This window comes from Nakamurella flavida, assembly GCF_030811475.1.
Taxonomy (GTDB): domain Bacteria; phylum Actinomycetota; class Actinomycetes; order Mycobacteriales; family Nakamurellaceae; genus Nakamurella; species Nakamurella flavida.
In genome coordinates, this window is sequence record NZ_JAUSQV010000001.1 from 1,324,176 (window position 1) to 1,336,169 (window position 11,994).

Consider the following 11,994-nt stretch of genomic DNA (forward strand, 5'->3'; position numbering starts at 1 on the left):
CATGACGCGTCCGGCCCCGGCCTCGCTGTGGCGGCACCACGGCTTCCTGCGCCTGTGGGGCGGGGAGAGCACCAGCCAGTTCGGCGCGCAGTTGGGGCAGTTGGCCATCCCCGTCCTGGCGGTGACCGTCCTCGGTGCCTCCGACCTGGCCGTGGGTCTGCTCGGCGCCGCGGCCACCGCGGCCTTCCTGCTCGTCGGCTTACCGGCGGGGGCGTGGGTCGATCGGATGGCCAAGCGCCGCGTCATGCTGCGGGCCGACCTCGTCCGGGCCCTGACGGTGGCCGCCGTTCCGATCCTGGCCGTCACCGGGGTGCTGCAGATCTGGCAGCTGATCGTGGTGGCCGCCCTGGTCGGTGTGGCCACCGTCTTCTTCGACGTCGCCTACCAGAGCTACATCCCCGTCCTGGTCGCCCGCGATCAGGTGAGCGAAGCGAACTCCAAGCTGGAGTCGACCGCCCAGTTGGCCCGGATCGGCGGCCCGGCCGCGGCCGGCGGCCTGCTGACGGTGCTCGCCGCACCCTGGCTGCTGCTCGTCACCGGGCTGACCTATCTCGTCTCCTTCCTGACGTTGAGCTCGATCCGGGACGACGAGGTACCGGCGGCCCGGGAGACCCGCCGACCGCTCGTGACGGAGATCCGGGAGGGGGTCGCCTTCGTCTGGCGGACGACCCTGCTGCGTCGGATCGTCGCGTGCACGGGGGTGTCGAACCTGTTCTCGACCCTGGCCATGACGATGCTGCCGGTGCTGGTGCTCCGCGAGCTGGGCCTGTCGCCCGCCGTCCTCGGGGCGGCGACCGCCGTGGGATCGATCGGCGGACTCCTCGGCGCGACGCTCACCGCCCGGCTGACCACGTGGATCGGCGAGGGCACGATCATCCCGGTGTCGGCCGTGGTCTTCGGGCTGGCCGGCCTGCTGTTCGCCGGTCTCACCGTCGCCCCGCAGCCGCTGCTCGTGCCGCTGTTCGTGCTGGCCGAGTTCGGCCTCAGCTTCGCGGTCCTGGTCTACAACATCGCGCAGGTCTCGTTCCGGCAGCGCATCTGCCCGACCCCGCTGCTGGGCCGGATGAACGCGTCCATCCGGTTCGTGGTGTGGGGCGTGACCCCGATCGCCGCGGTGGCCGCCGGCCTGCTGTCGACGGCGTTCGGGGTGTCGACCGTCATCTGGATCGGCATGGTGGGCGCGCTGGGCGCGGGTGCCTTCGTCTGGTTCAGTCCGCTGCTGAGGATGCGCACTCTGCCGGAGGCGGAGAGGACCGGGTGACGGAGCTCAGCCCTCGGGCAGCTCGACGTCCAGGGTGAGCAGTTCGTGCTCCATGAGGCCGGTGCCGGCGATGCCGGCCAGCTCGCCGGTCCCGGAACCGGCGACGACGGCCGCATGCGACTCGGTCTCCACGCCCTCGCCCATCGAGGCGCCGTGCTCGAGGACGAAGCTGCCGGTGCGGCCGAGCAGGGTGCCGGTGATGCGCTCCTGCGCGACGTACGCGGCGCCCAGCGGTCCCCGGGTGGTCAGGGCGTGTCCGGTGGCCGTCGCGGTGAGTTCGTCACCGCGGTAGGTCTTGGCCAGGGCCACCACGGCCATGGCCGCCGTCTCCTCCCCCGGACCGTCCTCGGTGGAGGTCGCATCCCAGCGATCGAGGGTGAACGGCAGTTCCAGGCGGGTCATCGGCCCAGTCTGGCCGGGCCGCTCGCGGGGCGCGCGACGGCACGCCCCACGAGCGGGTGGTGGATCAGGCGAGCGAGGCGTCCAGGGTGATGGCGACACCGGTGAGCGCCTTGGAGATCGGGCAGGTCTCCTTGGCCTTGTTGGCGGCCTCGGCGAAGCCGGCCTCGTCCAGACCCTCGACCTGGCCGCGAACGGTCAGGGCGATGCCGGTCAGCTTGAAGCCGTTGTCGGCCTTGTCCGGGCCGAGCCCGACCTCGGCGTCGACGATCAGGCTCTTCACGCTGCCGCCGGCCGCGCCGACCAGCGCGGAGAGCTGCATGGCGAAGCAGGAGGTGTGCGCGGCGGCGATCAGCTCCTCGGGGCTGGTCGTGCCACCGGCACTGTCCGCGGCGCGGCGGGGGAACGAGACGTCGAACGTGCCGACGCCGGAACTGGTGAGCTCGACGCGGCCGGACCCGTCCTGCAGTCCACCGCTCCATTCGGTACGTGCCTTGCGTGACGGCATGTCTGTCGTCCTTCCTGTGGTGATTCCTGCGGATGCGCAGGGGCGGGTGGCGCCGACCGCAGCCGGACTCCACTCGCCCCCGGGCCGGCCGGAACGGCCGGCCGAATGCGGGTGCGCCACCATGGTGCCCTGTCATCCGAAACGTCCGGATGGCGGCACCGGCCCGACCGGTCGCGGACCACGGAGGACGGCTCCCCCACCGGGTGGACGCCCTCCTCCGGATCTTCCCTCCGACGATGTCGAGCGGCTTTCATCCGTTCCCCATCCACTCCATCGATGGATGCCATCCGCGAGTCCACCCGGCCGGGGATGGTCTTGCTACCGTGCAGTGACATACCCCGGGACCTGCCGCAACGCGTCGGATCAGCTCGTCCGGGCCGCCCGTCCCCCGGATTTCCCCGGCAACGTCGCCCCCGTTCCGGTGAGCCCCCACCGGCCCTCCCGGCCGGCGGCCGCCGCCGTCGAGAGGCCCCTGTGACCCTGACGCCCGTGCTGCCCGCGCCGCCCCCTGCCGGGTCGCCGCGACCCGGCGGCATCCTCGCCCGGATGTCGCGACGGACCAGGGCGACCCTGGCCGTGGGGGTCGTGGCCGTGGTCGGCCTCACCACCGTCCTGGTCGTCGACCGCGGTCCGGCGCCGCCCCCGCCCTCGCCCAGCGGGGAGTACATGCCCGTCGGCGACCTCCCGGGCTGGCACCAGGTGCTCGCCGAGGACTTCCTCACCGACGCCGCCCCGGGGGAGTTCCCCGGCCCGTACGCCGACCACTGGACGAGCTACGACGGTTTCCCGGACACCTTCGGCCACGCCGACTACACCAACGACATCATCACGGTCCGGAACGGGGTGCTGGACGAGTACCTGCACACGAACGCCGAGGGCCGGGCGCAGGCCGCCGCCCCGGTCCCGTACGTGTCCGAGAAGTGGGCGGGCCAGACCTACGGTCGGTTCTCGGTCCGCTTCCGCGCCGACCCCCTCCAGGGCTTCGGCACCGGCTGGCTGCTGTGGCCCGACAGCGACAAGTGGGACGAGGGGGAGATGGACTTCCCCGAGGGCCGACTGGACGGTCAGATCAGCGGGTACAACCACTGCATCGGCAACCCCCGCAAGATCTGCGGCCAGGTCCACACCGGCGTCACCTACACCGATTGGCACACCGCGACGATCGAATGGTTGCCCGGCAAGCTCAGCTACTACCTCGACGGTGCGTTGATGGAGTCCTACACGGACAACGTCCCGGACACCCCCTTCCACTGGGTGCTCCAGACCGGGACCAGGGCGGTGGCACCGGACCCGGACGTCGCCGGCCACGTCGAGATCGACTGGGTCGCCATCTACACCCCCGCCTGAGCTCCCGGCGCGGGTGTCGGTGGGCCGTGCGAGCCTGGACCGGTGGAAGACCCGAGGGACGACGGCCCCGATCGCCTGCGGTGCGGTGTCGTGGTGAGCACCGGTGGGGCCGCGGTCTTCGCGGACCTGGCCGTGGCGGCCGAACGGGCCGGCTGGGACGCGGTGTTCAGCTACGAGGTCCCCTGGGGTCAGGACGCGTGGGTCACCCTGACCGCGGCGGCGATGCGCACCTCGACGATACGCCTCGGGACCATGCTGACCCCGCTGCCCCGCGTCCGCCCCTGGGAACTGGCCGCTCGCGCCGCGACCCTGGACGACCTGTCCGGCGGGCGGGTCCAACTGGCTGTCGGGATGGGCGCGTTGCACGAGGGTTGGCTCGCGTTCGAGGCCGACGAGGGACGCCGGACCCGCGCGGAGAAGCTCGACGAGGGCCTCTCGGTCTACGACGGGCTGATGCGCGGACAGCCCTTCAGCTGGTCGGGCAAGCACTACCGCGTCTCGCCGACGACCTTTCTCGCGCCGCCCCCGCCGGTGCAGCGGCCGCGCGTCCCGGTGTGGGTGGTCGGCGCCCATCCCTCGACGCGGTCCCTGGGCCGCGCCGCCCGGTGGGACGGACTGTTGCCGGCCCGCGTCGGGACGGCGGATCCGCTGACCCCGGCCGATCTGCCGGACATCGTCGAGGCCGTGCGTACTGCGCGGGAGTCGGCCGGTCTGCCCTGGGCGGGATACGACGTGGTCGTCGAGGGCACCAGCGAGCCGGGCCCGGCGGGCGATGTGGTCGCCGCGCACTGGCGGACGGCCGGGGCGACCTGGTGGGTGGAATCGGACTGGGCGATGGGCGAGGACGCGGTCGCCCGGCACCGCCGGCGCATCGAGGCCGGGCCGCCCCGGGCCTGATCGCACCGGCGGGCCACGGCGCCGTCGCGCCCGGACCGACCTACCATCGGATCCACGTCGACCACCGACGGCGGGAGGCCCGAACGGGCCGGATCCGGGGGTGCGCATGACATCGGCGATCGCGATGGACCGAGGACACATCGGGCGTCGTCACGCCCGCACCGGCCGACTGCGGTCCCTCGTCGTGTCCGGTGCGCTCGTCCTCGCCGGGTTGGTCGTCACCCCCGCACCCCCGGCCGGCGCGGAGACCCCGGGGGACGCGCTGGCCGCCGCCGTCTCGGCGGCCGGCGCCCGCGGGGTGACCTCGTTCGTCAGCGTCGTCGACCGGGCGACCGGCCAGGTCGTGGCGCAGACACCGAACGCCGGCGCCCAGGTCGCCTCCGAGTCGATCATGAAGTTGATGCTGGCCGCCTACTACCTGACCCTCTACGGCGGGGCGGACGCCACTCCCCAGTCGGTGAAGGACCGGCTCAGCTTCATGCTGCGCTTCTCCGACGACGACACCGCCAGCTCGCTGTTCACCGCGTCGGCCATCCCGACCATCGCGGGCCGGTACGGCCTGTCCGCCACCACCAACGCCACCGACCGGGTCGGTCATTGGGGCGCGGCCCGGATCACCGCCGCGGACATGACGACCTTCCTGTCCCGGGCGGCGGGTGACCCGCAGGTAGGCCCGTGGCTGCTGTCCACCATGGCCCAGACCGCCCGCACCGGGTCAGGATCGGACGCCGGGTTCGACCAGTTCTTCGGTCTCAACGCCCTGTCCGGCGAGCACGGGTCCAAGCAGGGCTGGGGGTGCGACAGCTTCTTCACCGCCCCGTCCTGTGCGGTGCACTCGGTGGGCTACACCGACCGCTTCTTCGTCGCCGTCCTCCAGCTGAGCACCGGCTACCCCGACCCGATGCGGTCGACGGCGACCGACACCGCCCGCCGACTGCAGGCCGCCACCGTGGTGCAGTCCCCCGTCGGTTCGTTCGACCTGGCCGGCTCGGTGGGCGTCGGGCAGCTCCGGGTCGCCGGATGGGCCGCCGACCCCGAGGAACCCGGTGCCGTCCTGCCCGTGCACGTCTACGTCACCGGTCCGGCCGGCACCGCCGGCACCGCCCTGTCCACCGGCGGGTCGCGCCCGGACGTGGCCGCGGTGATCCCCGGGGCCGGCGGCGCCACCGGGTTCGACGGCACCGTCCGCACCCAGGGCGCGGGCCCGAACCAGGTGTGCGCCTTCGCGATCGGGAGCGCGGCCAACACCCTGCTGGGCTGTCGGACGGTGGATGTGCGAGATGCCTTCGGCAGTCTGGACGCCGTGGGCCTGCGGGGTGACGAGATCGTCGCCGGCGGGTGGGCCATCGACCCGAACAACCCGGGCTCCCCGACCCAGGTGCACGTGTACGACTCCGGGCCGGGCGGAACCCGCGGCTATGCGGGCTTCCTGGCGTCGAGCAGCCGGCCGGATCTGGCCGGGTTCGGTGCGGGCGACGCCCACGGCTACAACGCGGCCGTGCCGGCGAACGAACCGGGCCCGCACACCGTCTGCGCCTACGCCATCACCACCGGCGGGGGCGACGGCAACCCGCTCCTGGGCTGCCGGACGATCACCGTCCCCGGCGCGTTCGGCGCACTGGACGACGTGCGGGTGGCCGGGGGCTCCATCACGGTGTACGGCTGGGCGGTCAACGGACGCGACCCGGGCGGACGGGTGCCCGTCCACGTCTACGACACCGGCCCGTCCGGCACCGTCGGCTACGGATCGTTCGGCACCGGCACCCCGCGACCGGACGTCGCGGCGGCATTCCCCGGCGTCGGCGTCTCCCACGGCTACTTCGAGCGCATCCCGGTCCGCGGGCGTGGCCAACACACCGTCTGCGCGTTCGCGGTACCCGGCGGGCAGCCGAGCGTGCTGCTGGGCTGCCGGGACGTCAGCGTCCCGTGATCAGGCGGGTCACACCCGGGGAACGGCGAAGCCCACGCCCTCGGTGATGATCACCCGGTCCCCCAGCGGCTCGGTCAACTCGATCTCCACGGTCCGCATGGCTGCAACGAGTCCGCAGGCCAGGTCGGCCGGGGCGGGCGCCGGGTTGGGCAGAGCGGCGATCCGCACGACGAAGACCCTGCCGTCCTCCTCCGCTCCGCCGGCGTAGTCCCGACCGCAGGGCCCGACGGTGGCCGGCTGCGAACCGGTGAAGGTGACCCGGAGTCTGCGTGGGGAGAGCAGCTCAGCTGTGGTGTCGCCGCCCACCGGCCCGTACTCGAGTCCCTCCACCGTCAGGTACTCACCGGGGTCGACGGCCACGCGGATCAGGTGCACGTCGGTGCCGGCGACCGGGAAGTCCCATGCCGGGAGCACCGACGAGCCGACCAGGGTGGACACCTGGAGGGTCGTCGGAGCGGGTGCGGTCAACCGGAGCGGCGGGCATTCCGGGCAGGATCCGGTGCCGCCGGCGATCATGGCGTCGACAGCCGCCCGGGCCGACTGCAGCTGCACCCTCCGGGCCAAGCCGCCGAGCCGGATCTCCTGGGAACTGGGCGATCCGTCGTCCGGCGCCGCGGTGAAGATCAGACGTCCGGAAGCCAGCGCTTCCTTCAGATCCACGGCGGCTTCGGTGTTCGGCCAGTCGCCGACCTGCCGGGTCAGCTCGCCGATGACGAGCAGCGGCGGGCCAGGCCGGCCGGCCAACGCCTCGTTCCATGCCCGTGCCGGTGAGTCAGCAGCGGAGTCGACCTGCTCGCCACCGGTCGACGAGACGGGGGCTCCGCACGAAGCCAGGAGGAGGACCAGAAGAACGAGACCCACGCCTCGACGTGCTCCGGAACCGGCGCGGTGGGCGGCCGTGCGGATCATGGATGTCGCCTTCCCCGTGGGGTGCGGTCCTGGACGTCGGGCGTGGGGCCTGAGATGCTCGGCATCGGGTCGACGTTCCCACCCGATCCGTTGTTCAGTCGAGAACGGTCACAGGAACCCAGGTCTCGGCCAATCGGTCCACCTCACCTTCCACCCGGAGCCGGTCGAGCACCGCCGACACGCAGGGCGTGAGCGCGGAGCCGGGGGCCAACAGGGCGACCAACTGATCGGGCTGCGACGACGACGACGCCAGCGTCCCGAGCACCCGCACGGCCGGGTCGGCAGCGGCGACGGCCAGGGCATCGGTGAGCGGGAGGACGACTCCGTCGGCCGAACCGTCGCGCAGCGCAGCCGTTGCGGCCGTGACGTCCGCGACGGTGGCCGCGGTGACCACCGCTCCGTCGTCGCGCACGGCGACGGTGGACCCGTCCGCCGCGGCCACCTCGAGCAGGCGCAGCGGGACCAGGGCGGCCACCTCGGCGGGTGTCGTCGCGGCGGTCGGGACGAGCACGGCGTCCGCGTCGGCGAAGTACCCGCTGCTCACGTCGACCGGGGCCGCGGCCAGTTCGGCGGCCGAGAAGCGGTCCAGGTCGAGGTCGAAGGCCTCGGTGCCGCCGGCCGTGGCCGCGGACCGGTCGGTCGTCACCCAGCGGACCTGCGCGTCGGTGTACCCCAGCCCCCGGGCGACGGCCGCGGCCACGGCCGCTTCCAGTCCCTGCCCGTCGGCCGGATCACCGACCACCCAGGGTGCGGCCGGGGCGGGTCCGGTGGCGACGGTGAGGACGCCGGCGGTGCGGGTGGGCAGGGCGCCGGCGGTGCAGTCCGCCAGCGGAGCGGCGGGTGCACCCTGCGGGGTGGCAGCCGCGCCCGGCGAGCTCGCGGACGCGGACGCGGTGGTCACGGACGGGTCGGACGCACTCGTCGCCGTCGCCGGTGCTGCCGGCCGGGCACATCCGACCAGGAGCACCGCACCGAGAAGAGCTGCGACGAACGGTGCCGCCGAGCGGGACGACTGACGGGTCATGCGGCCTCCCGGGGTGCCGACCGGTTCCCGGCCGCCCGGCGAGCGGTCAGATCCGGTCCGCGCAGCCTAACGGCGGCCGTCGACCCGGGCCGGGTGCGATCGGGCACGGACTCCGTGTCGTTCCGTCACCCGGTCACCGCGGGGCATGTCCGGGCCCAGCGGCGACGTCAGCTTCGACACCCACCGGGGCCGGCCGCTGCTCCCGCAGTTCCCGGTGCAGATCCTCGATACGGGCGGTGAGCTGGTCGATCTGGGATCGGGTCGCGGCCTGGTCGGCGTCGTTGCCCTCCCGGACCCGTTCGACCATCCAGGACGCCAAGGTGGCGGTGATGACGCCGAGCAGGGCGATCCCGCCCACCATCAGCGCCGCGGCCACGAACCGCCCCGTCGTGGTGACCGGGTAGTGGTCGCCGTATCCGACGGTGGTCATGGTGGTGATGGCCCACCAGATGCCGTCACCGAAGTCGAGGATGTTCGCGTCGGGGACGTTGCGTTCCTCGGCGGTGACCGCGAGCCTGGCGCACAGCAGCATGAGGAGCGCACCACCGGTGACGTACACGACGACGCGGCCGCGCAGATTGTTGGCCGCGGACCGGTTGATCACCGACAGCAGTGCGATCAACCGCAGCAGCCGCAGCGGTCGCAGCAGGGGCAGGGCGATCACCGCGAGATCGACGATGTTCGACCGCACGAACCGCCACTTGCGTTCGGCGAGGACCAGCCTGATCAGGTAGTCGGCGGCGAACAGGAGCCAACTGACCACCACCACCACGTCACAGAGGTGCACCACCCGGGCGGACACGCTCGGCTGGACGATGGGCACCGCGTAGGCGACCAGGAACGCGAGGGCGATCCCGATCAGGGGCCATTCCGTCCGCTGCTGCCACCGCTCCGATGGGGTCATGTCCGGATTGTCGCAGCGCGGGCGGAAGGTGCACGTGGTCCCCGGTCTCGGGTCGGGGGACCGAGCGCAGAACGCTCAGACGGTGATGCTCAGGTCCGCGATGGGGCCGTCCGGCGCGACGGCGAACCGGTAGGTCAGCTCGACCCGCCCACCGGGGAAATCGCCCTCCAGCAGGATGCGGACCACGGCCGACGCGGCGGTCGACTCGGCGCTCAGCCAGGTGGAGGTGGTGGTGAACGCGCTGGCCGGGCCGGTCAACCACCCGAGGATCTCGGCTCGGCCTCGGTAGGTGTGGCCGTCGTCGAGGACCACGGCATCGGCGGTGAACAGATCGGCGACCGACGACGGATCGGGGGCGTCGGCCCGCTCGAAGTAGGCGGTCACGGACGGGGGCAGCACGGATGCGGTCATGTGGGCCTCTCTGCCGGGCGCCCCTCGGACGGGGCGGCGGCGCCCAGCGTCGACCTTCCCCTCGGGGCAAGGTCAAGGCCGACTCGCCGCCGGGAGGACGGGCCAGCCGATCTCGGTGACGACATCGGCCGACCCGGCCCCGGCCTGCTGGAGGTAGGTCTCCCGGATCGGTCCGGCGGCGGCGATCTCGTGCCGGGCCACGTGGGCACCCAGGGCGGCGTAGGTGTCGGCCATCGTCGAGTCGGGCCCGCGGTGGACCGCGACGACGAGATCGGCGGCGGGCAGGATCTCGCGGCGCACCCGGCCCTGGATGGACTCCCCCTCGTCCGTCGGGGCCACCGGGAGGAACACCGCGGCCTCGCCGCGTTCGTGGAGGAAGAGTGCGTCGGCCCACAGGCCTCCCGGCGGACCGGTCGTGCGCTGTCCCGCCGATGCCACCCGGCCGAGCTCGGCCAGGGCGCCGGTGAACCACTCGCCGAGATCAAGGAGACCGATGGTCTCGCGGATCACCAGAGCCGGAGTGGCCGGGACGCTGCGGTGGCTGACGGCGAGCCGGGGGGATACCGGAGTGAGCAGGCCGCGCAGGGAGTCGACCGCCGTCCTGGCCCGGTCGAGCTCGTCCTCCAACCGGACGAGATGGGCGGCGAGCAGGTCGTTCCGGGTCGACACGTCCGGCGCGTCCAGGATGCGGGCGATGGTCTCGACCGGGACCGACAGAGACCGGAGATGACGGACCACCTGCGCGTCGGCGATCTGGGCGACGTCGTAGTACCGGTAGGACGTGACCGGATCCACCGAGGCCGGCACGAGCAGGCCCGCCCGGTGGTAGAGGCGCAGGGCCTTGGCGCTGAGCCGGGTGGCCCGCGAGAACTCGCCGATCGTCATCCGGGGGGCCACCGGGACATTCTCGCGCGACCCGCATCGCATCACCGGTTCCCGCCCGATCACCTGCTTCCGCCAGCCCGGTCCCCGGAATCCCGCCCGCCGTCGGGGTTCGGCACCTGAAGACGCCGGACGGGGATACCCGCTCTATGGGTACGGTCCGAGTCATGGACGACACGGTGGACGACGGCCTCCGCGGCGTCGCCCGGTCCACACCCGACGGCCCCGGGGCGACATGAGCTGGCGACGGACCCGCCCGGAACCCGCACCGGAACCCATGCGGGAAGACCAGCTCATCGATGCCCTGATCGGTGAGCTGGGCGGTTCACCAGTGGTGCAGTGGCAGCCCGGCGGCCGTTACGGCCTCATCAGCTCATTCGCAGATCGCATCTTCGACCCGCCCGCCCGGCTGGACTTCGACCTGGTCCAACTCGTCCGGCATCTCGATCACCCGACCGCCGGCACTCTCTTCCCCCACATCCAGGACCCGCTCCGGCGAGCCTTCGTCCAGTTCGCCTTTCATCTCGAGGAGGAACTGGCCACCCACGTCATCTCCGGGTCGGTCATCCGTCTGATCGGCGGCGTCATCACCGTCGACCCCGTCCGCGATCCCCGCGACCTCCTACCCGACCTACCGCCGGGCAAGTACGAGTGGGGCATCAAGACCTCCCGACCACTGGGCAAGTGATCGTGGCGCGATGACGACACGAGTTGCCTACGCCCATGCGTCACGCAGAAGCCAATTGGCGCGTCATCGAGCAGACAGGGCTGGGCCCAGGCCTCCGGTGGGTCTTACCGCCCCTGGGACACCATCCATGCCTTCCGGCGCCGAGCCGCGCTGAAGTAGGCGTTGGATGCAGGCAGATACATCAGTACCAGCCCGACGACGGCGAACACCCCGGTGATCCAGGGCGACGCCGCGGCCGTGTGAAAGACGCGGTTGTTGACGGTGACGTTGGTGGAGACTCCACCCGAGGTCAGCCAGGTCAGAACGGTGAGGGCGGCCAGGACGGCCAGCACGGTCCGCGCCCAGTTCCGTCCGACGTGCATCATCACGGCGAAGTACAGGTACAGGGCTACCGAGATCGCGGCCACCGCGATGGCGCCTGCCTTCACCAGAGAGACCGTGTCGGACACCTGGGACGCCGAGATGCCGTTCGCCGCGCCATCGCCGGCGGCCTGGTCGAGGACCCGCTGCCAGAACCGTGAGTTCAACGTGACGATCAGGTAGACGATCGTGGAGATTGCGGTGAGCACCCAGCACACCAGCGCAGCGGTGACCACCCGGGGGCGGGCGGGGCTGGGAGGGACCGGGAGGCCCCAGCCCTGTACCCCGTGCTGGCCCCGTGCCGACCCCGCAGTCCAGGAATCCTGGTGGGGACGCTCCCCCGGATGCGGCGGTTCGGTGGTCATGATCAGCAAGCTACTGGCCATTGATTGCCGTGATCCGCCGACCGCCAGCCGCGAGATGAACCTGCGAGACCATCTCGGCTCGTTTGTGCTGGCACGCCGCACCTGGGTG

The 11,994-nt window shown here is 72.5% G+C and carries 13 protein-coding genes; 5 read left to right on the top strand and 8 right to left on the bottom strand.

Annotation, left to right across the window (positions count from 1 at the left end):
• The first annotated feature begins 1 nt into the window (after nt 1).
• Nucleotides 2-1,261, top strand: a complete 1,260-nt coding sequence (locus J2S58_RS05850; RefSeq protein WP_205258404.1) for an MFS transporter — start codon at nt 2-4, stop codon at nt 1,259-1,261.
• A gap of 6 nt (nt 1,262-1,267) precedes the next feature.
• On the opposite strand, the gene J2S58_RS05855 is transcribed toward J2S58_RS05850, so the two are convergent.
• Nucleotides 1,268-1,663, bottom strand: a complete 396-nt coding sequence (locus J2S58_RS05855; RefSeq protein ID WP_205258403.1) for a DUF3224 domain-containing protein — start codon at nt 1,661-1,663, stop codon at nt 1,268-1,270.
• Between the two features lie 64 nt (nt 1,664-1,727).
• Nucleotides 1,728-2,168 carry an OsmC family peroxiredoxin gene (locus tag J2S58_RS05860; protein ID WP_205258402.1) on the bottom strand — a complete coding sequence of 147 codons (441 nt, stop codon included), beginning with the start codon at nt 2,166-2,168 and terminating at the stop codon, nt 1,728-1,730.
• Nucleotides 2,169-2,714: 546 nt separating this feature from the next.
• On the opposite strand from J2S58_RS05860, the gene J2S58_RS05865 reads away from it, so the two are divergent.
• The 3 genes from J2S58_RS05865 to J2S58_RS05875 all read left to right on the top strand — a co-directional run bounded on the left by J2S58_RS05865 (nt 2,715) and on the right by J2S58_RS05875 (nt 6,342).
• On the top strand, nt 2,715-3,515 hold the full coding sequence (locus J2S58_RS05865; RefSeq protein WP_205258401.1) for a glycoside hydrolase family 16 protein: 801 nt from the start codon (nt 2,715-2,717) through the stop codon (nt 3,513-3,515).
• A 75-nt stretch (nt 3,516-3,590) separates the two neighbouring features.
• On the top strand, nt 3,591-4,412 hold the full coding sequence (locus J2S58_RS05870) for an LLM class flavin-dependent oxidoreductase (protein ID WP_240189428.1): 822 nt from the start codon (nt 3,591-3,593) through the stop codon (nt 4,410-4,412).
• Between the two features lie 100 nt (nt 4,413-4,512).
• Nucleotides 4,513-6,342 carry a hypothetical protein gene (locus tag J2S58_RS05875; protein WP_306826566.1) on the top strand — a complete coding sequence of 610 codons (1,830 nt, stop codon included), beginning with the start codon at nt 4,513-4,515 and terminating at the stop codon, nt 6,340-6,342.
• 9 nt (nt 6,343-6,351) lie between these two features.
• On the opposite strand, the gene J2S58_RS05880 is transcribed toward J2S58_RS05875, so the two are convergent.
• The 5 genes from J2S58_RS05880 to J2S58_RS05900 all read right to left on the bottom strand — a co-directional run bounded on the left by J2S58_RS05880 (nt 6,352) and on the right by J2S58_RS05900 (nt 10,487).
• The gene (locus J2S58_RS05880) at nt 6,352-7,203 is read right to left on the bottom strand and encodes a hypothetical protein (protein WP_205258398.1); all 852 of its coding nucleotides are present in this window, start codon (nt 7,201-7,203) and stop codon (nt 6,352-6,354) included.
• A gap of 142 nt (nt 7,204-7,345) precedes the next feature.
• A complete protein-coding gene (locus J2S58_RS05885; RefSeq protein ID WP_205258397.1) occupies nt 7,346-8,275 on the bottom strand; it encodes a transporter substrate-binding domain-containing protein in 930 nt (309 codons plus the stop codon).
• A gap of 133 nt (nt 8,276-8,408) precedes the next feature.
• Complete coding sequence (locus J2S58_RS05890) at nt 8,409-9,179, bottom strand: potassium channel family protein (protein WP_205258396.1); 771 nt, start codon at nt 9,177-9,179, stop codon at nt 8,409-8,411.
• A 75-nt stretch (nt 9,180-9,254) separates the two neighbouring features.
• The gene (locus tag J2S58_RS05895; RefSeq protein ID WP_205258395.1) at nt 9,255-9,590 is read right to left on the bottom strand and encodes a nuclear transport factor 2 family protein; all 336 of its coding nucleotides are present in this window, start codon (nt 9,588-9,590) and stop codon (nt 9,255-9,257) included.
• Nucleotides 9,591-9,662: 72 nt separating this feature from the next.
• A complete protein-coding gene (locus J2S58_RS05900) occupies nt 9,663-10,487 on the bottom strand; it encodes a MerR family transcriptional regulator (protein WP_205258394.1) in 825 nt (274 codons plus the stop codon).
• A gap of 262 nt (nt 10,488-10,749) precedes the next feature.
• Here J2S58_RS05900 and J2S58_RS05905 point away from each other — a divergent pair, with 262 nt between their 5' ends.
• Nucleotides 10,750-11,160, top strand: coding sequence for a hypothetical protein (locus J2S58_RS05905; protein ID WP_205258393.1), 411 nt, complete (start codon nt 10,750-10,752; stop codon nt 11,158-11,160).
• 104 nt (nt 11,161-11,264) lie between these two features.
• Here J2S58_RS05905 and J2S58_RS05910 read toward each other — a convergent pair whose 3' ends face one another.
• Nucleotides 11,265-11,885 (bottom strand): hypothetical protein, encoded by a 621-nt coding sequence (locus J2S58_RS05910; RefSeq protein ID WP_205258392.1) that lies wholly within the window; start codon nt 11,883-11,885, stop codon nt 11,265-11,267.
• Nucleotides 11,886-11,994 lie beyond the last annotated feature (109 nt).